The sequence below is a fragment of the Streptomyces sp. VNUA24 genome (genome assembly GCF_029167005.1).
Classification (GTDB): Bacteria; Actinomycetota; Actinomycetes; order Streptomycetales; family Streptomycetaceae; genus Streptomyces; species Streptomyces scabiei.
In genome coordinates this window covers 4,283,816-4,307,165 of sequence record NZ_CP119143.1, presented here as the reverse complement: position 1 = coordinate 4,307,165, position 23,350 = coordinate 4,283,816, and the positions used below count along the sequence as shown (strand labels likewise).

General features: G+C 70.1%; 17 protein-coding genes. 11 read left to right on the top strand and 6 right to left on the bottom strand.

Going from position 1 to position 23,350, the window contains the following annotated elements; all coding sequences use genetic code 11:
* Positions 1–84 precede the first annotated feature (84 nt).
* The 6 genes from PYR72_RS18055 to PYR72_RS18030 all read left to right on the top strand — a co-directional run bounded on the left by PYR72_RS18055 (position 85) and on the right by PYR72_RS18030 (position 7,231).
* Positions 85–1,287 (top strand): DUF4190 domain-containing protein, encoded by a 1,203-nt coding sequence (locus PYR72_RS18055; RefSeq protein WP_275456293.1) that lies wholly within the window; start codon positions 85–87, stop codon positions 1,285–1,287.
* A gap of 147 nt (positions 1,288–1,434) precedes the next feature.
* Positions 1,435–2,187: a GntR family transcriptional regulator gene (locus tag PYR72_RS18050; protein WP_275456292.1), complete on the top strand. Its 753-nt coding sequence runs from the start codon at positions 1,435–1,437 to the stop codon at positions 2,185–2,187.
* Between the two features lie 370 nt (positions 2,188–2,557).
* Complete coding sequence (locus PYR72_RS18045) at positions 2,558–2,764, top strand: SPOR domain-containing protein (protein ID WP_013000932.1); 207 nt, start codon at positions 2,558–2,560, stop codon at positions 2,762–2,764.
* A 44-nt stretch (positions 2,765–2,808) separates the two neighbouring features.
* Entirely contained in the window at positions 2,809–3,213 is a 405-nt protein-coding gene (locus tag PYR72_RS18040; RefSeq protein ID WP_275456291.1) for a (deoxy)nucleoside triphosphate pyrophosphohydrolase, read from the top strand.
* 414 nt (positions 3,214–3,627) lie between these two features.
* Positions 3,628–4,035, top strand: a complete 408-nt coding sequence (locus tag PYR72_RS18035) for an ATP-binding protein (RefSeq protein ID WP_275456290.1) — start codon at positions 3,628–3,630, stop codon at positions 4,033–4,035.
* 682 nt (positions 4,036–4,717) lie between these two features.
* Positions 4,718–7,231 (top strand): SpoIIE family protein phosphatase, encoded by a 2,514-nt coding sequence (locus PYR72_RS18030; protein ID WP_275456289.1) that lies wholly within the window; start codon positions 4,718–4,720, stop codon positions 7,229–7,231.
* Positions 7,232–7,258: 27 nt separating this feature from the next.
* On the opposite strand, the gene PYR72_RS18025 is transcribed toward PYR72_RS18030, so the two are convergent.
* The 5 genes from PYR72_RS18025 to PYR72_RS18005 form a co-directional block, all read right to left on the bottom strand.
* Complete coding sequence (locus tag PYR72_RS18025; protein WP_275456288.1) at positions 7,259–9,199, bottom strand: hypothetical protein; 1,941 nt, start codon at positions 9,197–9,199, stop codon at positions 7,259–7,261.
* Between the two features lie 82 nt (positions 9,200–9,281).
* Positions 9,282–10,058 (bottom strand): succinate dehydrogenase/fumarate reductase iron-sulfur subunit, encoded by a 777-nt coding sequence (locus PYR72_RS18020; protein WP_275456287.1) that lies wholly within the window; start codon positions 10,056–10,058, stop codon positions 9,282–9,284.
* Positions 10,055–11,998, bottom strand: coding sequence for a fumarate reductase/succinate dehydrogenase flavoprotein subunit (locus PYR72_RS18015; protein ID WP_275456286.1), 1,944 nt, complete (start codon positions 11,996–11,998; stop codon positions 10,055–10,057). Before PYR72_RS18015 ends, PYR72_RS18020 begins: the two co-directional genes overlap by 4 nt.
* A 19-nt stretch (positions 11,999–12,017) precedes the next feature.
* Complete coding sequence (locus PYR72_RS18010) at positions 12,018–12,854, bottom strand: hypothetical protein (RefSeq protein ID WP_275456285.1); 837 nt, start codon at positions 12,852–12,854, stop codon at positions 12,018–12,020.
* A 67-nt stretch (positions 12,855–12,921) separates the two neighbouring features.
* Positions 12,922–13,212 carry a hypothetical protein gene (locus PYR72_RS18005; RefSeq protein ID WP_275456284.1) on the bottom strand — a complete coding sequence of 97 codons (291 nt, stop codon included), beginning with the start codon at positions 13,210–13,212 and terminating at the stop codon, positions 12,922–12,924.
* A 517-nt stretch (positions 13,213–13,729) separates the two neighbouring features.
* Here PYR72_RS18005 and PYR72_RS18000 point away from each other — a divergent pair.
* Positions 13,730–16,021: an ABC transporter family substrate-binding protein gene (locus tag PYR72_RS18000; protein WP_275456283.1), complete on the top strand. Its 2,292-nt coding sequence runs from the start codon at positions 13,730–13,732 to the stop codon at positions 16,019–16,021.
* Between the two features lie 79 nt (positions 16,022–16,100).
* Here PYR72_RS18000 and PYR72_RS17995 read toward each other — a convergent pair whose 3' ends face one another.
* Positions 16,101–16,553, bottom strand: coding sequence for a hypothetical protein (locus PYR72_RS17995; RefSeq protein WP_275456282.1), 453 nt, complete (start codon positions 16,551–16,553; stop codon positions 16,101–16,103).
* Positions 16,554–16,948: 395 nt separating this feature from the next.
* Here PYR72_RS17995 and typA point away from each other — a divergent pair, with 395 nt between their 5' ends.
* From typA to PYR72_RS17975, 4 genes are all read left to right on the top strand, one after another.
* Complete coding sequence (typA, locus tag PYR72_RS17990; RefSeq protein ID WP_275456281.1) at positions 16,949–18,856, top strand: translational GTPase TypA; 1,908 nt, start codon at positions 16,949–16,951, stop codon at positions 18,854–18,856.
* Between the two features lie 464 nt (positions 18,857–19,320).
* Positions 19,321–20,367 (top strand): ABC transporter permease, encoded by a 1,047-nt coding sequence (locus PYR72_RS17985; protein ID WP_275456280.1) that lies wholly within the window; start codon positions 19,321–19,323, stop codon positions 20,365–20,367.
* Positions 20,368–20,467: 100 nt separating this feature from the next.
* On the top strand, positions 20,468–22,261 hold the full coding sequence (locus tag PYR72_RS17980; RefSeq protein ID WP_275456279.1) for an ABC transporter substrate-binding protein: 1,794 nt from the start codon (positions 20,468–20,470) through the stop codon (positions 22,259–22,261).
* 98 nt (positions 22,262–22,359) lie between these two features.
* Positions 22,360–23,337 carry an ABC transporter permease gene (locus tag PYR72_RS17975; RefSeq protein ID WP_275456278.1) on the top strand — a complete coding sequence of 326 codons (978 nt, stop codon included), beginning with the start codon at positions 22,360–22,362 and terminating at the stop codon, positions 23,335–23,337.
* The last annotated feature ends 13 nt before the right edge of the window (positions 23,338–23,350 follow it).

Genomic DNA, 23,350 nt, shown 5'->3' with positions numbered 1-23,350 from the left:
TACCGCCCACCCCCGTCGGCCGCTTACCATGCGCCAAGTCGTACGTCAGTTCCCACCCGCTCGGCGCAAGGAGCACCGGTACCCGTGGCCACACCCCCGCCCCTCGGCCCCCAGCCACCACAGGGCGGTGGCCCGTTCCCGCAGCCGGGGCAGCCGTACGCGTACCCGGTGCCTCCCCGGGGCCCGGGGCAGGCGTGGGGTCAGGCATGGGGGCGGGCGTACCCGGCGCCGCCGCCCGCCCCGCCCGTCAACGGGCTCGCGATCGCCGCGCTCGTGCTCGGGGTGCTGTGCTTCCTGCCGGGCGTCGGACTGCTCCTGGGCGTTGCCGCGCTGGTGCAGATCCGCAGGAAGGGGGAGCGCGGCAAGGGCATGGCGGTGGCCGGAACCGTGCTCTCGACGGTCGGCGCGCTGCTGATGACGCTCGCGTTCACCACCGGCGGCGCGCGCGACGCGTGGGACGGCCTGCGTGACGCGGCGAGCGGTCTCGGCGGCACCTTCTCGGTGGCCGAGGGCGAGTGCTTCGACACGCCGACCGGCACTCTGGAGGGCTACACGGCCGACGTCGACGTCGTGCCGTGCGACGGGGAGCACGACGCCGAGGTGTTCGCCGGCTTCTCGCTGCCGGACGGCCCCTACCCGGGCGACGACGCGGTCACGGAGGCCGCCGACGACCGGTGCTACGCCCGCTCGGAGTCCTATGCGAGGGACCCCTGGGCGTTGCCGGCCGACGTCGACGTCTACTACTTCACGCCGACCCGGCAGAGCTGGCGGTACGGCGACCGCGAGATCACCTGCATGTTCGGGAACACGGACCCCGAGGGCAGCCTGACCGGCTCGCTGCGGCAGGACGAGACGACCCTCGACGACGACCAGCTCGCCTTCCTGAAGGCCGGCGCGATCCTGGACGACGCCTTCGACGGCGTGCCCGACACGGAGTACGTCGAGGACGACCTGGCGGGGCACAAGGCGTGGGCCTCGCAGGTGGTCCGCGCCCTGAAACGGCAGACGACGGCCTTGCGCGCCCACGACTGGGCGCCGGAGGCCGCGCGGGCGGTCACCGACTACGCCGAGGTCCTGGACCGGGCCCGGGGGCAGTGGGAGGCGGCGAAGAGGGCGAAGGACGCCGACGAGTTCACCGACCACTGGGACAAGGCGTACCGGCTGACCGACGGCCCGAAGGTGGTCACCGCCCGCGAGGCTCTGGGGCTGGCCACCGAGCCACCGGACTACGACGGCGAGGAGGCCGACGGGGGCGGCGACGAGGGCAGGGCCGACGCACAGGTGTGACGGCCCTCAGTGTGGGGAGGAAATGCCTGCACAGGGCCCTCGCGGCACACATGTCATCACATCGAGTGATTCTCTGGCCTTTGCTTGCATGGTCGAACCCACGGTTGCCACGCTGTTGCTGTCTGTACAACCTGATGGGAGTGGCCAGTGACTTTCGGTGAGCAGCCGGCCTATTTGCGTGTCGCGGGTGATCTCCGCAGGAAGATCGTGAACGGATCGCTGCCGCCGCACACCCGCCTTCCCTCCCAGGCCCGTATCCGCGAGGAGTACGGCGTGTCGGACACGGTGGCGCTGGAGGCCCGGAAGGTGCTCATGGCGGAGGGGCTCGTGGAGGGCCGCTCCGGGTCGGGGACGTATGTGCGCGAGCGGCCGGTGCCGCGCCGGGTCGCCCGCTCCGGCTTCCGGCCCGCGGGCGGCGCCACACCCTTCCGGCAGGAGCAGGCCGACCATGCGGCGCGGGGCACCTGGGAGTCGCGCAGCGAGCAGGTCGAGGCGGGCCGGGCGATCGCCGAGCGGCTCGCGATCCCGGTCGGCGACCGCGTGATGTGCACGCGGTACACGTTCCGGGACGCGGGGGAGATCATGATGCTCTCCACCTCCTGGGAGCCCCTCGCCCTCACGGGCCGCACGCCCGTGATGCTGCCGGAGGAGGGCCCCCTCGGCGGCATGGGGGTCGTCGAGCGCATGGCGGCGATCGACGTCGTCGTCGACAACGTCACCGAGGAGGTCGGCGCCCGTCCCGGCCTGGCCGAGGAGTTGCTCGCCCTCGGCGGTGTGCCCGGGCATGTCGTCCTGGTCGTCCAGCGCACCTACTTCGCCTCCGGCCGACCGGTGGAGACGGCGGACGTGGTGGTCCCGGCGGACCGCTACCAGGTCGCGTATCACCTGCCGGTGAAGTGACGCTTGGGGGTGGGTAGTTGGGGCGCCGGAACCTCGGGGACCGCGCACCGAACGTAGTTCGAATTCGGTCGTTCTTGCCGCCGGTTCCCGAAGACGCCCGGTACCGGCCCGTTTGACGCGCACGGCACGGGGCCGCTGCTCGCCGGAGCGCCGGGGGGCGCGCGAGTGGTGATCGACGGCGCGTTCGACGGGGTGCGACTGCCTCGCCTTGGCTGGTTGCGTACCTCTTTGTGAAAAGACAGATTCGCTGCGTGAAGGTTAGGCGTACGCTCGGGCATATGCGGATTGCGGTTTCCTTAGGTGACGGGGCACGGCGGCAGCCGGGGGCGGGACCTGGGCGGGCCGGGGCGGGAAGGAGCGGTGGGGGTCGATGAACGACGGCACGATCACGCTTCCCTGGCTCGTCGTACGGCAGGACGACAACGGCAATCGCTACCGGGTGGGCAGGTACGCGACGCGTGCCGAGGCCCAGCAGATCGCGGACAGTCTCGACAGCCGCGGCCACAAGCAGCTCTACTGGGTCGAACGTATCGGGCAGAACGGCCAGGCCCAGAACGGGCACGGCGGGAGCAACTGATTCACCCCGCCCGGAGCCCGTGTCCGCTCCCGTAGGCTCCGCGCATGACCGAACCGATCGTGGTGGTGGGAGCCGCGCTGCTGAGTGACGGGCGGCTGCTCGCCGCACGCCGCAGCGCACCGCCTGAGCTGGCCGGACGTTGGGAACTGCCGGGCGGCAAGGTGGAGCCCGGCGAGTCGCCCGAGCAGGCGCTCGTACGTGAGCTGCGTGAGGAACTCGGCGTCGAGGCCAAGTCCGCGGAGCGGGTGCCCGGCGAGTGGACGGTACGGCCGGGGTATGTGCTGCGGGTCTGGATCGCGCATCTGCTGTCCGGCGAGCCCCGCCCGCTGGAGGACCACGACGAACTGCGCTGGCTGACCCTGGACGAGGTGTGGGACGTCGACTGGCTGGACCAGGACGTGCCGGCCGTGATGCAGGTGGCGCGGGTGGCCTGGGGCGACGGAGGCTGAGCGACCGGCCCCGGCCGCGCCGCCTTCCGTGAGCCGCGCGACCCCTCGCCGCCCGTGCCGGTCCGTTGAGCCGTGCGACCCCTCGCCGCCCGTGCCGGTCCGTTGGGCCGCGCGACCCCTCGCCGCCCGTGCCGGTCCGTTGGGCCGCGCGACCCCTCGCCGCCCGTGCCGGTCCGTTTCCGGGAGTGCCGTCGCCGGGATCCCGGGTGCCCCTCCCCGTGGGTGAGTATCGTGGCTGCGGGTCCAGGGCGGCCGGTCGCCGGGTGCTCCGCGCTTCTCGCGGGCCCGTCGTGGGTGTGTTCCCTACGCCGTTCGTGCCACAGTGCGCCCTCGTGCGCGGTACTTCGGGAGGGATATCGGGTATGTGCCCCTTAACCCCATGAAACCGGACAAGGCCTGCTTCTGGACTGGGAAGTGATCGGCGTGATCGACAGCGGAGACGGCTGCGCCGAGTGGACCTTTCCCGCGGAACCGGGTGCGGTGCGCGACGCTCGCGCGGTGGTGCGGAGGCAGTTGCACGCATGGGATCTCGACGCGCTCGTGGACATCACCGTCCTGTTGGTGAGCGAGTTGGTGACCAACGCGCTGCGGCACGCGACGGGACCCATCGGGGTGCGGCTCGTGCGTCCCTCCGGTCCCTCGGATGCCCTCCTGGTCGAGGTGTCCGATCCACTGCCCGATCCGCCCCGCGAACGCGCGGCCGACGTCGACGACGAGAGCGGCCGGGGCCTGCGGCTGGTGGCCTGTTCGTCGAGGGCCTGGGGTACCCGTCCCGGGGAAGCGGGCAAGACGGTCTGGTTCGAACTCGCGGTTCCCGGCTGAGCGGTCCGGTCGGTGTGCGTCGGTGTGTGTCGGAGTGTGTCGAAGTGCGGCGGTGCGTAGCGGTGTACATCGGTGTACGGAGTGAAGAACCCGGTGCACGACGGGAGTCCACGGCGTACGGTCCGGGGGAGGGGCGGCTCCCCGGGGCGCGCGTGCGACCGACTGGTTCCGGCCAGTAGGGCTGGCCGGAGTCTTTGGTTCGAGAGGGCACCGCCTGGTTAGAAGACTTGGGACTATGTTCCGGCCGGTCCAAAAACGATCGGGACCGTGCTGTGATCGTGAACACCGTGTTGCGCGGCGCCGTAGTGCTGGATACTGCGGGCAGCCGCCCCTGGTGACCGAAGCCGGACGCGGTGAGCTGGAGGGGACGGTTCGCGTGAGCGAGATACCAGCGAAGGCCACGAAGTCCACGGGTTCCCGGAATCCGTCGGACCGCGCGAGGCCCGAGGCCGCAGAGGATTCCGGCCTGGGCGGAGCCTCGCGTGACGGCGGGCCCGGACGCGACGAGGCGGGCGCCGGCCGTCAGGGCCGCGTGGCCGGGAATCGTGGGCCCGAAAGGCGGCCGTCCGGGGGGCGCGCGGGTTCGGGGGGACCGTCCGACGCGCGGACCGGTGACACCGGCGGGTCCGGTGGTGCCCAGGTCGGCGCGGGTGTCCTGGGTGGTCACGGCACCGGGGACTCGATGTGGCAGACCAGCGCACCGGGTTCCATCTACGACTACATCAAGGTCGCCTCGTTCTCGATCGGGCCCGACGGACTCGTCGACCAGTGGAGCCTGCGCGCCGAGCAGTTGTTCGACATACCCGCCGAGCGGGCCGTGGGGATGGACCCCATCGAGGCGTTCATCGACCCCGACCGGCGCGAAGAGGGCCAGCGGAAAATGGCCGAGGTCCTCGACGGCCGGGAGTGGACCGGTGTGGTCCCCTTCCGGGTGCCGGGTCCCGGCGGAACGGAAGGGCTCGCCGAGGTCTACGTGATGCCCACCACCGTCGAGGGCGGTGAACGGGCCGCCGTGTGCATCGTCGTGGACGTCCGGACCCTGCGCCGGATAGAGACCGACCTTGCCGCCTCGCAGGCGATTTTCGGCCAATCCCCGTTCGGTTTCCTGCTGATAGACACCGATCTTCACGTGCGGCGCGCCAACCAGCGTTTCGCCTCCATCTACGGCGGCGACGTCGACGACCACCGCGGCCGGGGCGTCCACGACTATCTGCAGTCCCCGGAGGCCGAGCGGGTCGAGGCCACCCTGCGCCGCGTCCTGGAGACCGGCGACTCGATCACCGACATGCACATCACGGGCTTCGTGCCCGGCTCCGACGAGCGCCGCCACTGGTCCATCAACCTCTACCGCGTGCACAGCGGCACCGGCCGCCCCATCGGCATCGCCTGGCTCGGCACGGACATCACGGCCCGCCGCTCCGCGGCCCGCGAGGCCGCGGCCGCCCGGCGCAACCTCGCCCTCCTCAACGAGGCCGGCTCACGCATCGGCAACTCCCTCGACCTGGAGACGACCGCCCGCGAACTTCTCGACGTCGTCGTCCCCGGCTTCTGCGACCTGGCCGCCGTCGACCTCTACCAGGGCCTCCTGGTGGGCGACGAGACCCCGCCCGGACTCGCCGACGGCAGCGCCGAACTGCGCCGGGTCGCCTTCGCCAGCGCCGTCTCCGACGCGCCCTTCGTCGGCGGCCCCGCCCCCGTACGAGTCGGCGCGGTCCACCACTACCCGTTCAACTCGCCCTGCGCCGACGCCCTGCGCACCGCCCGTCCGCAGGAGGTGCCGGAGGAGGGCAACCTCATCCAGTCGACGCTCGCCGTGCCGATGGTGGCGCACGACACCGTCGTCGGACTCGTGCAGTTCTCCCGCACGAAGGGCAGCGAGCCGTTCGGCGAACGCGACCGTGGCCTGGCCGTCGAGCTGGCGGCGCGCGCCGCCGTCTGTATCGACAACGCGCGCCTCTACCGCCGTGAGCACGAGCGCGCCCTCATCCTGCAGCGCTCCCTGCTGCCGCCGGGCGACCCCGAGGCTTCCGGTCTCGACATCGCCTGCCGTTATCTGCCGGGCAACGCGGCCACCGAGGTCGGCGGGGACTGGTTCGACGTCATCGAACTCCCCGGACACCGCACGGCCCTCGTCGTCGGCGACGTGATGGGCCGCGGACTGCGGGCCGCGGTGGCGATGGGTGAACTCCGTACGGCTGTGCGCACGCTGGCCCTGCTGGACCTCGAACCCGCCGAGGTCCTCTCGGCACTCGACGAGATCGCCCGTGGCCTCGGCACCCCCGGCGGCGGCCAGTCGGCCTCCCGTACCTCCGCCAGCCGCCCCAGCGACAAGGACCTCTCCGAGGTCTACCTCGCCACCTGCGTCTACGCCGTCTACGACTCGGTCACCCGCCGCTGCACCTTCGCCAACGCGGGGCATCTGCCGCCGGTCCTGGTCGAGCCCGGCGAGAGCGCGCTGATGCTCGACGTGCCGCCCGGCATGCCGCTGGGCGTCGGGGGCGAGCCGTTCGAGGAGGTGGAGGTCGAACTACCCGAAGGCGCACTGTTGGCGCTCTACACGGATGGACTGGTCGAATCGCGCGACCACCCCCTCGACGAGGGCCTCCAGGCGTTCGTCGGCGCGCTCACGGACCCCGACCAGCCGCCCACCTCACTGCGCGCCGACACGCCCCGGTCCCTGGAGGACGTCTGCGACCACGTCCTCAACACCCTCGACACCCACCACGGCGAGGACGACATCGCGCTGCTGATGGCCCGTGTCCAGGGGCTGCCGGAGGACTCCGTCGGCGACTGGACCCTGCCGCGTGAGCCGCGCAGCGTGGGCCGCGCCCGCGAGTACGCCCGCGGCCGGCTGCAGGCATGGGACCTGGAACCCCTCATCGACACCGCGGAACTGCTGGTCAGCGAGCTGGTGACCAACGCGCTGCGGTACGGCGAGGGGGAGATACGGCTCCGGCTCCTCCTCGACCGGACGCTGGTCTGCGAGGTGTGGGACGCGGGGCTGGTGCAGCCCCGGCGGCGCCGGGCCCGTGACACCGACGAGGGCGGGCGCGGGCTGCAACTCGTCGGCCTGCTGTCCGCCGCGTGGGGGTCCCGCCGTACGCCCCGCGGCAAGACCGTGTGGTTCGAACTGCCGCTGCCGGGCGGGGAACACGGGCTGACCGATCCGGCGGAGGCGCTGCTGAGCCTGTTCTAGGGCGAGATGCCGGGCGCCTCGCCCCGGTCAGAACAGGCCGCCCTCCGCTCTGCGGGCGCGGGTCGCCGTTCCGCCGTAGCAGGCGGGGCCCTTCGGCTCGGTCCGGCCGTTCTCGTCGGGCGGCTCGCCGAGCACGATGCCGCCCAGCAGGGCACCGGCCAGGCCGTCGCCGCCCGGGCCGCCGTACGGGTTGCCGTACGCCCGGACGTCCTGCTCGGCGAGGAGCCGGGCCTCCTGGGCGAGGGCGTGGGCCCGCCGGGCGTCCTCGGTGGCGTCGGCGCCCTCCTCCGGCCCGGCCGGATCCTTCGGCGCCACCCCCGTCAGATGCCGTTCCGCCTCCGACAGTCTGATCCTGGCCGGGGCCCCGACCGCCGCCCGGTGCGTGGTGATGAAGTCGGCCGCCGCCGCGACCGCGCTGTGGGCCGGGAGAAACCAGAGGCCCTGGCTCCCGAGCACGTCGAAGGGGTCGTCGTGCGGGCCGCCGGAGCGGGCGCCCTGCGCGGCGGTCACCGCGGCGTGCGCCAGCTCGGCGGCGAGCCGCTCCACCCCGGTCACGAACAGGTCCGCCTGGTCGATGGCGCCCTCGGCCGCCCGCAGATGGACGGCGGCGATCCGCAGGTCGCCCGGGTAGGCGGCCTGGCGGGCCCGGTTCAGCTCGGTGGTGGCGAAGACCAGGCGGTCCTTGGCCTGTTCGACATGGCCGGTGACGGGGAGCGAGACGGCGGGGACGTACGCCTCCCGCAGCTCGGTGAGCGTGGTGGCCGCTGCCGCCGTACGGGCGGCCAGCTCGCGGAAGCGGGCCTCCGCGCACTCCAGAGCGGGCGTGATGTCCCACTCCAGAGCCCGGAGTTGGTCGAAGGCGGGCGTCGCCGTGTCCAGCCGCCGCTGTGCGGTCGTGCAGCGGGTGAGGATCTCCTCCAGCAGCGCGCGTTCCTCGTCGGGCGGCAGGGCGCCGCGCTCCTCCTCCAGCCGCAGACCCGCCCGGCAGGCACCCAGCAGCTCCCGCCGGGCGTCCGCCAACGCCTCCACGAACGGCTGCACCGCGTCCCGCCCCGCGGGGGTCTCGGCGAAGGCCATCGCCGGGTTGAGCACGATCGCGGGCTCCGGCCGCGGTTGCGGCTGCGGCTGCGGCTGGGGGGACCCGGCCTCCGCAGGGCCCTGGGGGTGCGGGTCGGCGTCCGATGGTTCGGTGTCCGCGGCGGCCGGTGCGGTGCCCGACGGCTCGGTGTCCGCGGCGGAGCGCTGCTCCTCGTCCGGCTGCCGTGGTGGTCCGGTCTCCGGGTGCGGACGGGATTCGCTCTCGTCGGCACCCGGGCTCGCCGGGGCGTCCGTGTCCCGGTCCCCGGGCCGGTCCAGGGACGGCTCGGCGGTGTGACCCGGGCGGGCCGCCGCGTAACGGAGTTCCTCGGCGCTGGTGCGGACGCTGTCGTCGGTCTCCACGACGAGCCGCAGGGCCCGGTGGTGGAGGTCGGGCAGCGGGCCGGCCGGCGGTTCGAAGCCGCCGGTCGGCGTCGTCCCCGTTCGGGCGCGGCGTCGGCGTCGTACGAGCGAGTACGTGGCCACGGCGACAGCCGCACCCGCGGCGGCCACAGGCAGGATCAGGTCCGTCCCGGACGACCCGTCGTCCACGGGCGCCGCGTCGGCGGCGCTCACCGGGCGCCCGTCGGTGCCCGGGGGCGCGGACCGCGCCGGACCGGCCGGACGCACCGGGGGCCCGTGTCCCACGGTCGTCACGGCCCGCGCGGGCGGCCCGGACGGCTCGTCGCGGTCCCGGGCGGCGAGTCGTCCGCCCGTGGCGGGAGCCGTGTCGGCGTGGCGGCCCGCGGGCCGCCGTTCGGCCGGCTCCGTCGCCGTGGGCAGCAGAAGCCAGGCCATGGCTGCGAGCACTCCGAAGAGGGTGTGGGCCAGACGCACGGCTATGTGCGACGTGGCGCCCCGCGGTCGGTTCCTTCTCAGACGCGACGTCACATTTGGGAGCGTATGGCCCTCCCCGCGCGGTCGCGAGCGGGATGCGGCGACCGTGGTGCTCAGGCGGGTGCGCGCGCTCCCCTCACCCCGCCGAGGACCGCCTCCTGATCTTCGACCCCAGCCACACCAGCGGGTCGTACTTGCGGTCGACGGCGCGCTCCTTCAGCGGGATCAGCGCGTTGTCCGTGATCCTGATGCCCTCGGGGCAGACCTCGGTGCAGCACTTGGTGATGTTGCAGTAGCCGAGACCGTGGTCGTCCTGAGCCGTTCTCTTGCGGTCCAGGCCGGTGTCCTCGGCCGCGTCCAGCGGGTGCATGTCCAGTTCCGCGACCCGCATGAGGAAACGCGGACCCGCGAAGGCCGGCTTGTTCTCCTCGTGGTCGCGTACGACATGGCAGGTGTCCTGGCACAGGAAGCACTCGATGCACTTCCGGAACTCCTGTGGACGGTCCACGTCCTCCTGCATCATGCGGTACTCGCCGGGGCCGACACCCTCGGGGGCGACGAACGCCGGGACCTCGCGCGCCTTGGTGTAGTTGAACCCCACGTCCGTGACCAGGTCCCGGATGACCGGGAAGGCCCGCAGCGGAGTGACGGTGATCGTCTCCTCCCGGGTGAACACCGACATCCTGGTCATGCACAGCAGCCGAGGACGTCCGTTGATCTCCGCCGAGCACGAACCGCACTTTCCCGCCTTGCAGTTCCAGCGGACCGCGAGATCGGGCGCCTGGGTCGCCTGCAGGCGGTGGATGATGTCGAGCACCACCTCGCCGTCGTTGACGTCGACCTCGAAGTCCTCCAGGCCGCCGCCCTCGACGTCACCCCGCCAGACCTTGAAGTGGGCCGCGTAGCCGCTCATTCGTACAGCTCCTCTTCGGCGAGGTACTTGACCAGCTCCTCCTTGTCGAAGAGGGCGAGCAGGTCGGGACGGATGGCTTCGGTGGTCTCCCGGGTGAGGGCGATCTGGCCGACGGCGGGATCCCAGGTCTCCGGACCGCCGGCCGGGTCCGACAGCCGGCACAGCAGGTTGATCCGGCGCCAGGCGCGGTCCATCGTCGGACGGTCCTCGCGGGTGTGGCCGCCGCGCGACTCGGTACGCTCCAGCGCGGCCCGCGCGACACACTCGCTGACCAGCAGCATGTTCCGCAGGTCGAGGGCGAGGTGCCAGCCCGGGTTGAACTGCCGGTGCCCCTCCACACCCGCCCGGCGCGCCCGCACCCGCAGGTCGGCCAGCTTCTCCAGGGCCTGCTCCATCTCGCCCTCCCGGCGGATGATGCCGACCAGGTCGTTCATGGCCTGCTGCAGTTCCTGGTGGAGCGTGTACGGGTTCTCCGGCGGCCGGCCCGCCTCCAGGCCCGGCTCCGGACCCTCGGCGGAGAACGGCCGCAGTGCCTCGGCGGCGGCCGTGTCGACCTCCGTGTCGTGCACCGGGGGCCGGGTGCCGCTCAGTCCCGCCGTGTACGCGGCCGCGTGCTGTCCCGCCCGGCGGCCGAACACCAGCAGGTCGGAGAGGGAGTTGCCGCCCAGCCGGTTGGAGCCGTGCATCCCGCCGGCCACCTCCCCGGCCGCGAACAGGCCCGGCACCCCGCGGGCCGCCGCCGTGTCCGACTCGACCGCGATCCCGCCCATCACGTAGTGGCAGGTGGGCCCGACCTCCATGGCCTCCGCCGTGATGTCGACGTCCGCCAGCTCCTTGAACTGGTGGTACATGGAGGGGAGTCGGCGCCGGATCGTCTCCGCCGGCATCCGCGTGGACACGTCCAGGAAGACACCGCCGTGCGGGGAGCCCCGGCCCGCCTTCACCTCGGCGTTGATGGCCCGCGCCACCTCGTCGCGCGGCAGCAGCTCGGGCGGGCGCCGGTTGTGGTCCGGGTCCTCGTACCAGCGGTCGCCCTCCGCCTCGGACTCCGCGTACTTCTCCTTGAACACGTCCGGGACGTAGTCGAACATGAACCGCTTGCCCTCGGAGTTGCGCAGGACACCGCCGTCCCCGCGCACCGACTCCGTGACGAGGATGCCCTTCACCGACGGCGGCCAGACCATGCCCGTCGGGTGGAACTGCACGAACTCCATGTTCAGCAGCGGCGCCCCCGCGAGCAGCGCCAGCGCGTGGCCGTCGCCCGTATACTCCCACGAGTTCGACGTCACCTTGAACGACTTGCCGATGCCCCCGGTGGCGACGACGACCGCGGGCGCTTCGAGGACGAAGAAACGCCCGGACTCGCGCTCGTAACCGAAGACGCCGGAGACGCGGCCGCCGTCCTTCAGCACCCGGGTGACCGTGCACTCCTGGAAGACCTTCAGCCGGGACTCGTAGTCGCCGGTCTCCTTGTGGTCGTCCTGCTGGAGCGCGACGATCTTCTGCTGGAGCGTGCGGATCAGCTCCAGTCCCGTACGGTCGCCGACGTGGGCGAGGCGCGGGTACTCGTGGCCGCCGAAGTTGCGCTGGGAGATCCGGCCGTCCTTCGTACGGTCGAAGAGGGCGCCCCAGGTCTCCAGCTCCCACACCCGGTCGGGGGCCTCGCGCGCGTGCAGCTCGGCCATCCGCCACTGGTTGAGGAACTTGCCGCCGCGCATGGTGTCGCGGAAGTGGACCTGCCAGCCGTCACCGGAGTTGACGTTGCCCATGGCGGCCGCGATGCCGCCCTCCGCCATCACCGTGTGCGCCTTGCCGAACAGGGACTTGCAGATCACGGCAGTACGGGCGCCCCGCTCGCGGGCCTCGATCGCGGCGCGCAGCCCGGCCCCGCCGGCGCCGATCACGACGACGTCCCACTCCTGTCGTTCGACCACGGACATCAGAAGCACCCTTTGTCTGTTAGAAGAGGACCGGATCGTCGAAGACGCCGGACGCGACCAGGTACACGTAGAAATCGGCGAGCGCCACACTCACCAGCGACGCCCAGGCCAGCTGCATGTGGCGGGCGTTGAGCTTCCCCACCCACTGCCACATCCGGTAGCGCACGGGGTGCTTCGAGAAGTGCTTGAGCTTGCCGCCGACGATGTGCCGACACGAGTGGCAGGAGAGGGTGTACGCCCAGATCAGCACGATGTTGACGAGGAACACGAGGGTGCCGAGGCCCATGTGGCCCCACTCGTAGTGCTCGTTGCGGAAGGCCAGCACCGTGTCGTAGGTGAGGATGCCGGCGACCAGCAGGGCCGCGTAGAAGAAGTACCGGTGCAGGTTCTGCAGGATCAGCGGGAACCGGGTCTCGCCCGTGTACTGCTGGTGCGGCTCGGCCACGGCGCAGGCGGGCGGGGACGCCCAGAAGCCCCGGTAGTAGGCCTTGCGGTAGTAGTAGCAGGTCAGGCGGAAGCCGAGCGGGAAGATCAGGATGATGATCGCCGGCGAGATGCCCCACCAGCCGCCGAGCAGCTCCCAGTTGGGGCCGCCGCGCATGGGCGCGCAGCGCTCCGCCAGACAGGGCGAGTAGAACGGCGAGACGTAGGGGGCCGCGTAGTAGTGCGCGTCGGCGAAGGCCCGCCACGTCGAGTACACGATGAAGGCCAGCAGCCCGGCGGCCGTGGCGGCCGGGGCCAGCCACCAGCGGTCGGTGCGCAGGTGCGGGGCGGAGATCGCGGCGCGTGTACGGGTCCGTACGCCGCCGCGTCGGGGACGGTGTTCTGTTGCCGGTGGTTCCGTACCAGTGGCCAACGGGGGACTCCCGGTCGGGTTCTTGGCGTCGAGGGGGCTGGGGTTGCGGGGTGGTCGGTGACGGCGGTCAGGGGGCGCGGCGGTCGCGGGAGCCGAGGCCCTCGTCGTCCGAGTCCGTCCACAGGGAGCTGTCGTACGGGGTGTCGGGGATGGGGACGAGGTCGGGGCGGCGCGGCTTCGTCAGGGCGGGAACGGCCTCGCCGAGCAGCGCGACGCTCTCGCGCAGGTGGTCGGCGTCGGTGCGCACGCGGCGTATCTCCAGGCCGCTGCCGCCGAGTTGCTGCTCCAGGCGGCGCACGGACCTGGTCAGTTCGTCCAGGCAGCGCCGGACTGCCGTCAAGTCGTCTTGCACGGACATGACTTGCCCTCGCTTTCAGGGGGTGGTGACCCCAAGGCGGCAATGTTCATGCGCCTGCGAGTGTCGCGCGTCACACGGGCCGGTGGGAAGCGGTGTGCGGTGTTCTTTTGGGCGGGGGAGCTCGGGGGTGCGGGTTTCGTCGGCGGGTGCGGGTTCGGTGGGGCTTCTCGCGCAGTTCCCCGCGCCCCTGAAAGACCAGGCCCTGCGGGCCTGAAAGCCAACGGCCCCGCGGGCCTGAAAAGCATGGGGCGCAGCCCCTGCTTTTCAGGGGCGCGGGGAACTGCGCGACCAGCCCCCACGCACCCGCACCCGACCTGCGACCCACCCGCGCCCACCCGGAGGGACCGCGCGGCCGAACGGGTGGGTTCCGCGGCGCCCTTCGTCGTGTCGGCAGCCCCGCCGGGACCCCGTCCTCTTCAGTGGGCCGCATCCGTCTGATCAGCTCCATATACCGCCGAACGTGATCAGAGCCGCCCCCGTCCCCGTTCTCCCACCGCGGAGCGAGGAGGTCGCAGTGATGCCGATTCCCCACGACCGCGTTCGACCGCGCGCCCTGCGCCGCACCCTGGCGTTCCTGGCCGCGGGCGTGCTCACGGTGCCCGTACTGAGCGGCTGCAGCGAGGAGGACCCGGCCGGCAGACCCGTCGCCGGACAGGACATCGCGCCCGCCGCGCGCGACCTCGTCGCCGACGGCGGCAGCCTGCGCTGGGCCGTGGACGCCGTACCGGAGACCCTGAACACCTTCCAGTCGGACGCCGACCCGACCACGGCCCGTGTCGCCGGCGCAGTCCTGCCGTCGATGTACCGCCTCGACGCCAGCGGCCGCCCCCAGCTCAACGGCGACTACCTGGAGTCCGCGAAGGTCGTCGCACGCGAGCCCCGGCAGGTCGTCCTCTACAAGCTCCACCAGGAGGCGGTGTGGAGCGACGGCCGGGAGATCGGGGCCGCCGACTTCGCCGCGCAGTGGCGGGCCCTGTCCGGCAAGGACGCCGCCTACTGGACCGCCAGGAACGCCGGCTACGAACGGATCGAGAAGATCGAACGCGGGGACAACGACCTGGAGGTCCGCGTCACCTTCGCCCGCCCGTACGCCGACTGGAAGTCGCTGTTCTCGCCGCTGTACCCGAAGCAGGTGATGGGCGCCCCCGACTCCTTCAACGACGGCGCCCGCAAGAAGCTCAAGGTCACCGCCGGGCCGTTCGCGCTGAAGGAGGTCGACCGCAAGGGCGGCGAGGTCACGCTCGTCCGCAACCCCCGCTGGTGGGGACGGACGCCCAAGCTCTCCGAACTGGTCCTGCGCGCCGTACCGCGGGCCGAGCGCGCCGAGGCGCTGGCCGAGGACAAGGTCGACATCGCCGAGATCGACTCGGCGCAGGCCGAGCGGATCACGCTCGCCTCCCGTGACCGGAAGAAGAAGGCGCAGGGTGCCGGGCCGCCGCTCTCGGGCAGCGGCACCCTGAGCCGGGAGGGCGCCCTCGGCCCCGAGTCCGGGCTGACCCCCGCGAAGTCGCTGCGGTCCTGGGCCGTCGCCCACGGCTCGGACGAGAAGGCCGCGGACGACGAGATCGGTGCCCGCAAGAAGCGGCGCGCGGAGATCGCCGAGTACACCGCCCAGCAGTCCGCCCTGCGCGGCTTCGCGGTCCGCCGCTCCCTGGAGCCCGCCTTCACCCAGCTCGCGCTGAACGGCTCCGAGGGCCCTCTCGCCGACGAGCGGGTCCGCCGCGCCGTGGCCCGCGCGATCGACCGCGAGAAGCTCGCCGCCCTCGTCCTGGAACCGCTCGGCCTGCCCGCCGAGCCCGTCGGCAGCCACCTCGCCCTCGCCGGCCAGGCCGCCTACGCCGACAACAGCGGCGCCCTCGGCGACCAGGACGCCGACGAGGCACGGGCCCTCCTCGCCGACGCCGGCTGGGAACAGGGCGGCCCCCTCGAACCAGCCGAGCCCCTTCGGGAGAGCAAGAAGGCGGCCGGTGCGGAAGGGGAGAAGACCGGCAAGAAGGACGCCTCCGGCTCCGACAAGCCCGGCAGGAAGGACGCCTCCGACTCCGGCAAGCCCCGCTCCGACCGGGACGAGAGCACATACGTCGTCGGCGGGGACGACAAGCCGTACGACGCCGACGGGAACCAGAACCTCGCCCAGGACGGCAAGCAGTTCAAGCCGGGGGGCGCGCCCGGCGCGTACGCCCCGCAGGGCACCCGGGCGCCCGCCGCGGCCGCGCGCGGGCCGCTCGCCAAGAACGGCAAGCTGCTGACGCTGCGGTTCGTGCTGCCGTCGGGACCGGGGACGGAGTCGCTGCGGGCCGTCGGCGGGCGGATCGCGGTGATGCTGGAGCGCGTCGGGATCCGGACGGAGATCACGAAGGTCGCCGACGAGAGCTATTTCAAGGACCACATCGCGAACGGGCAGTACGACCTCGCGCTGTACTCCTGGCCGACCTCCGCGTACCCCGCGACCGACGCCCGGCCGATCTACGCCAAGCCGGTGCCGGCGGCCGATGGCTCGCTGAACGTCGAGCAGAACTACACCCGGGTCGGCACGGACCGGGTCGACCAGTTGTTCGACCAGGCGGTGTCCACGCTCGACGAGTCCAGGACGCGCTCGCTGATCCGCAAGGCGGACGCCCGGATCTGGGCCGCCGCCGGGTCCATCCCCCTCTACCAGCGCCCCCAGCTCGTCGCCGCCCGCACCACCCTCGCGAACGCGGGAGCCTTCGGCTTCCAGACCCCGGTCTACGAGGACATGGGCTTCCTGAAGGCGGGCACGAAGGGTGCGAAGGGGGTGAAGGTGTCGGCGAGTCCGGCGTCGCGCTGACGGCGCGCGAAAACTGCGACGGCCGGACCCCAGAAGAGTCCGGCCGTCCTCGCCATCCATGGCGCATGGGCACGCAGGATTAGCAGTACCCGTTCTTAGCGGCTCGCTTGATGGTGCCCGCCTTCGGCTTCTCGGTGCACTTGACGGCGCCCTCGGCCTGGACGCTCCAGCTCGTGGCTTTGCCGCTGCCCTTCTTTCCGAACCCGGTGCCGCGCGCGTTGCAGGTCTTGGCCTCCCAGTAGCCGGAGGCCTTCTTGACCCCGCTGAAGACGACATACGTCCCCGGCTTCTTGAAGTTGAAGGTGACCGACTCGCTCTTCTCGCTGGTCTTCTCGCCCGCCTTGCTGAGCGTCCCCTCGACATGGGCGTCCATGCTGGAGATCACCCAGCTCGCCGAGTAGTTGGCACCGGCCGTGACCGAGCGGCCTGAACTGACCGTATTGCGGTAGACGGCGGACTTTGTGTAGGAGCCCGTGGAGTCCTTGGCGATGTTGATCTGCTTCGCATGGGTGACCACCCACCTCTTGCTCAACTGGATCCACTTGGCGCTCTTGTGTCCGGGTTCACACTTGGTGGGCGCTGCGCCAGCCGTCGATACCGGTCCGAGCACGACGGTGGCCGCTGCAATACCAGTGGCCACGGCCATCGACATCATTTTCCTGCTCACAGGTACCCCCGTCTGCTGGTTGTCCCCGTCTCGTTGACGGGGAATCGTCAAATTACACAGATGTCATCGGGGACCGAATTGAATTGAGGTAGATCTGAGGGAAAGGCGGCCTTCGGTGCGACCCAGCGAGCCCCCCACCCCGACGGCCCCGTACCATGGGGTGAGGCCGTGGCGTGTCCAGCCCGGCAGGGTCCGCGCGACAGATGTCAGCACAGATGTCGGCGCAGGCCGTCCTCACACTCCGGGAGAAGCGCCTCACTATGGCCACGCGCCACGACATCCGCAACGTTGCCATCGTCGCCCACGTCGACCATGGCAAGACCACTCTGGTCGACGCCATGCTCAAGCAGGCCGGTGCCTTCGCCGCGCACGCCGCCGAGTCGCTCGACGACCGCATGATGGACTCGAACGACCTGGAGCGTGAGAAGGGCATCACGATCCTCGCCAAGAACACGGCGGTGAAGTACCACCCGAAGGATGGCGGCGACGTCATCACCATCAACATCATCGACACCCCCGGCCACGCCGACTTCGGCGGCGAGGTCGAGCGCGGTCTGTCGATGGTCGACGCGGTGGTCCTGCTCGTCGACGCCTCCGAGGGCCCGCTGCCGCAGACCCGCTTCGTGCTCCGCAAGGCGCTCCAGCAGCGCCTGCCGGTCATCCTGTGCATCAACAAGACGGACCGCGCGGACTCGCGCATCGACGAGGTCGTCAACGAGACCTACGACCTCTTCCTCGACCTCGACGCCGACGAGGACCAGATCGAGTTCCCCATCGTCTACGCGTGTGCGCGTGACGGTGTCGCCTCGCTGACCAAGCCGGAGGACGGCACCGTCCCGGCCGACAGCAACAGCCTGGAGCCGTTCTTCTCCACGATCCTGTCGCACGTCCCGGCCCCGTCGTACGACGAGGAGGCCCCCCTCCAGGCGCACGTCACCAACCTGGACGCCGACAACTTCCTCGGCCGTATCGCGCTGCTCCGCGTCGAGCAGGGCGAGCTGCGCAAGGGCCAGACCGTCACGTGGATCAAGCGCGACGGTTCCATGTCCAACGTGCGCATCACCGAGCTGCTGATGACCGAGGCGCTCACCCGCAAGCCCGCCGAGGTGGCCGGCCCGGGCGACATCTGCGCCGTCGCCGGTATCTCGGACATCATGATCGGCGAGACCCTCGCCGACCCCGAGAACCCGATCCCGCTGCCGCTGATCACGGTCGACGAGCCGGCGATCTCCATGACCATCGGCACGAACACCTCGCCGCTGGTCGGCCGCGGCGGCACCGGCAAGGGCGCCGACAACAAGGCCGCGGTCAAGGACCGCAAGGTGACCGCCCGCCAGGTCAAGGACCGCCTCGACCGCGAGCTGGTCGGTAACGTCTCCCTCCGCGTGCTCGACACCGAGCGCCCGGACGCCTGGGAGGTCCAGGGCCGTGGTGAGCTGGCGCTCGCCATCCTGGTCGAGCAGATGCGCCGCGAGGGCTTCGAGCTGACCATCGGCAAGCCCCAGGTCGTCACCAAGGAGGTCGACGGCAAGGTCTACGAGCCCGTCGAGCGCATGACGATCGACGTGCCCGAGGAGCACATGGGCGCGGTCACGCAGCTCATGGGTGTCCGCAAGGGCCGGATGGACAACATGTCGAACCACGGCTCCGGCTGGGTCCGCATGGAGTTCGTCGTCCCGTCCCGCGGCCTCATCGGCTTCCGGACCGAGTTCCTGACGCAGACCCGCGGCACGGGCATCGGGCACTCCATCCACGAGGGCCACGAGCCCTGGTTCGGCGCGCTCCAGACCCGTAACAACGGCTCGCTGGTCGCCGACCGCTCCGGTGCCGTCACCGCGTTCGCGATGACGAACCTCCAGGAGCGCGGTGTGCTCTTCACCGACCCCGGCACCGAGGTCTACGAGGGCATGATCGTCGGTGAGAACTCGCGCTCCGACGACATGGACGTGAACATCACCAAGGAGAAGAAGCTCACGAACATGCGGTCCTCGTCGGCCGACTCGTTCGAGGCCATCGTCCCGCCGCGCAAGCTCTCCCTGGAGCAGTCCCTGGAGTTCTGCCGCGACGACGAGTGCGTCGAGGTGACCCCGGAGGCCGTGCGCATCCGCAAGGTCAACCTGGACGCCCGCGAGCGCGCCCGCGCCGCGAGCCGCGCCAAGCACGGCTGACGTTCCGTCACTTTCCGTCTGTGAAGCCCCGGTTCTCCTTCTTCTGGAGAACCGGGCTTCCGGCCTGCCCGCACGGCGGGCAGGTGTCGTGGGGATACCGGGGCTTCCGGGAAGCGTGTGAAGGGCCTGTGGGGGAGGCCGGCGGTTCGTCGCCGGATGTCCGATCGGCTGTCTGAGAGCTGTGAACCGCTGTTCGGATATCGGTGTTGCAGCGATCAAGTTTCGGACATGTAAACAAAAATCGTACCCTGAATGTCCGCTTCGCCGTTTTCCGTTGTGAGCTGTCAAGCGCGACCAGGTGTCAATCTTTGCAATTTTTGCTCAAAATATGGACGGTAGGGAGATCCCTATGCCTTCCGCCCTTGACGCGCGTTGACCCGTTTGGCGAAAGTTCCCCCAAACCACAGAACCTGCCGGTATCTGTGCTGCGCTCAACTCTCCAACCCCCCGGGGGAAGAACAGACATGACCAGTCCAACCAAGGCCGAGGGCTCCGGGTCCGCGGTCGCCTTGGACCCCGAGCTGGCACCGACCAGCGAGAAGGTCGAGCCCAAGAAGCTCGAAGGCCGTTCCCCCGGCCAGCTGATGTGGCAGCGCTTCCGGCGCGACCGTACCGGCATGATCTGCGCCGGGGTAGTGATTTTCTACTTCGTGCTCGCGCTGCTCGCGCCGCTCGTCACCATGCTCAGCGGCACGAACCCGTACACGCTGTACGGGCAGGACCCCACGTACGTGGATGTCAACCCGGTGCTCGACGACTTCGGCCTGCCGCTCGGCTACTTCGGCGGCCTCTCCGGGGACCACTGGTTTGGTGTCGAGCCGCAGTACGGCCGTGACCTGTTCGCCATGCTGATGTACGGCATGCGTACCTCGCTGTACATGGCGCTTGGTGTCACCGTGCTGCTGATGATCACGGGTGTCGTCATCGGTCTGATCGGTGGCTACTTCGGTGGTCGCACGGACTACTGGATCGGGCGCGTCACGGATTTCTTCCTCGCCTTCCCGCAACAGCTGTTCTTCATCGCCTTCATGCCCGTGGTGACCGCGTTCTTCGTGGACCCGCAGGAAGAGACCCCCACCTACTTCCGGGCCGTGGCGATCCTGATCGTGCTCTGGCTGCTGGGCTGGATGGGTATGGCTCGACTGGTCCGTTCGACGGTGCTGTCACTGCGTGAGCGGGAGTTCGTGGAGGCCGCGAAGGTCTCCGGCGCCTCGCCCTGGCGGATCGTCCGCAAGGAGATCCTGCCGAACGTGGTTTCGCCGATCTTGGTGCAGTTCACGTATCAACTGCCCAGCACGATCCTCACCATCGCGTTCCTCTCCTTCGCCGGCGTCGGCTTCGTCGAGCCCACCCCGGACTGGGGACGGCTCTTCGCCGCCGGTGCCAAGTACGCCGAGCAGGACCCGGCGTTCATGTTCTTCCCGGGTGTGGCGCTTGTGATCTTCATCCTCTGCTTCAACCTTCTCGGCGACTCCGTCCGGGATGCCTTCGACCCCAAGTCCGGGCGCTGAACGTCCATTGGTGGGGGGTGACTGCCGCCCCCGCGTCGGCCTACCAGCCGCGTCAGGCAGTACTCATGGATAACAACCGACAGGTAGGTGCTTACGCCACATGAAGTCCTTCAACTCGCGCAGAGCTCGCGCCATAGTGGTCGCCCTCGCGGCCGGCTCCCTTGTGCTCACGGCGTGCTCTGAGAACAAGGGCAACAACTCGGGGAACGACTCCAAGAAGGACCAGAAGGAGGCGGCTGTTCAGTCGAAGGCCGTCACCTACGCCGACGCGGCCGCGTCGGAGGGTCCCGCCGCTCCGGTGGCCGGCGCGAAGAGCGGCGGCACGGTCGAGGTGTACCAGGAGGCGGGCCTCTCGCACCTGGACTCGGGGCAGATCTACGTCTCCGACGGTGGTCAGGTCGCCAACCTGATCTATCGCGGGCTGACCAACTTCCAGGAGGACGACAAGGGCAACATGTCCGTCGTCGGTGACATCGCCACCGACTCCGGTCAGTCCTCCGACGGCGGCAAGACCTGGACGTACAAGCTCAAGGACGGCATCAAGGACCAGAACGGCAACGAGATCACCTCGGCCGACGTCCGCCACACCGTCGAGCGCATGTACGCCGAGTTCATCTTCGACGGCCCGAACTACCTCCAGACCTGGCTGAGTGGCCCGAAGTACCGCGAGGCGCTGCCGGACGGTGGCTTCGGCAAGAAGCACCTGCCGGACTCCGTCCTTGAGACCCCGGACGACAAGACGGTCATCTTCCACTTCGACACGGCGCGTCCGGACCTGCCGCAGACGCTGGCCATGTCGGGCTACTCCATCGTCCCGGAGAAGACCGACACGAAGGAGAAGTACGACAAGGCCCCGGTCTCTCTCGGCCCGTACAAGATCTCCGAGTACAAGGTCGGCAAGACCCTCAAGCTGGTCAAGAACGACCAGTGGGACGAGAAGACCGACCCGGTGCGCCACCAGTACGTGGACGGCTGGAACTTCGACTTCGGTGTCACCGAGTCGACCCAGACCAAGCGTCTGATCGCCGACCAGGGTGCGTCTAAGAACGCCATCCAGTTCACCGGCAGTGTCGAGTCCACCCAGATCCAGGACGTCATCACCGACCCGGCCGTCAACAAGCGGACGATCAAGGGCTACCAGCCCTACGTCATGGTGCTGAACTTCAACCTGGATCGGGTCAAGAACAAGAAGGTCCGTGACGCGGTCACCTACGCAGTGAACTCCAAGTCGCTGATCGCGGGTGAGGGCGGCGCCTACGGTGGCGACCCGGCCCCGAACCTGTTCGCCCCGACCCTGCCGGGCTACGAGGCCAAGTACGACCCGTACGGCCGTCTGAAGACGCCGTCCGGCAACATCGAGAAGGCCAAGGAACTCCTGAAGGACGTCCCGGCCTCCGAGAAGAAGCTGGTCTTCGCCTACCGCAACACCGAGAACGAGCAGAAGCGCAAGGTTGCTCTTGAGGACGCGCTGTCCAAGGTAGGCATCGAGGTCGTCGGCAAGGAGATCGACGCCGCGAGCTTCTACGAGCAGATCGGCAAGATCAAGAACCCGTACGACATCTACGTGACCGGGTGGGGCCAGGACTGGCCGTCCGCGGGCACCGTCGTCACGCCGATCTACGACGGTGACCAGATCGCCGACGGTTCGCCGAACTACTCGCACGTGAACGACCCGAAGGTCCAGGAGCTGATCAAGAAGGCTCTCAGCGAGGAGCCGACCGCGGCCCAGAAGACCTGGCAGGAGGCGCACCACTACATCCTGGAGAAGATCAACCCGGCTGCTCCGCTGTGGTACGCCAAGCAGTTCCAGCTCTACGGTTCGAACATCGGCGGTGCCCGCTACAGCACCGAGTCGAGCTACATCGACGTCAACAACCTGTTCCTGAAGTCGTAACTCTCTACGGCTGATCGCGGGGGTGCGCACCAGGCGGAGCGCACTCCCGCGGTTCCGTGAAACCGTCCACCCTCTCTGAAGAGAGCAGCCTCCCCGCCATGCTTCAGTTCATCATCCGGCGCCTGGCCGGTGCCGTCGTCACCTTGTTCCTCATCGGCGCCGTCACGTTCTTCCTCTTCGTCGCCGGGCCGTCCGACTACGCCTCTCTGGCCTGTGGCAGGGACTGCTCCCCGACGAGAATCGCGGACATCCGCGAGGCACTTGGCCTCAATCTGCCGGTCGCGACCCAGTTCTGGCAGTTCATGTCCGGCATCGTGATGGGCCGTGACTTCCCGGACGGTCACTGCGCCGCCCCCTGCCTCGGTCAGTCGTTTTACTCGGGCGACATGGTCTGGGACACGATCATGGACCGTTTCCCGACGACCCTGACGCTGACCGCGGGTGGCGCGATCTGCTTCCTGATCTTCGGCGTGGGCGCCGGCATGATCTCCGCCTACCGGCGCGGCTCGACGCTCGACAAGTTCGCCACGGGCACATCGATGGTGCTCAGCTCCTTCCAGATCTACTTTCTCGGCCCGATCGCGCTGACGGTGCTCGTCTACAGCACGGGCTGGATGGAGGACCCGAAGTACGTCCCGATCTCTGAGGACCCGGTCGCCTGGTTCGTCGGCATGTCCATTCCGGTCGTCGTGATGGCCACCATCTTCACCGCGCAATACACACGTATGGCTCGCGCTTCGATGATCGAGCAGCTCGCGGAGGAGCATGTCCGCACCGCCCGGGCCAAGGGCATGTCGAAGAAGTTCGTCTTCTTCCGCTACGCCTGGCGCGGTTCGCTCATCCCGATCGTCACTGTCCTGGGCATCGACATCAGCGCCATGCTCGGCGGCGCCGTCGTCACGGAGATCACCTTCTCCCTCCAGGGCATCGGCCGTCTGGCAGTGAACGGTGCCCAGACCAAGGACCTTCCCCTGACGATGGGCGTCATGATGTTCGGTGCCTTCTTCATCCTCATCGTGAACATCCTCACCGACATCGCGTACGCCTGGATCGACCCGCGCGTCCGGCTCTCCTAGGAAGAACGAACCA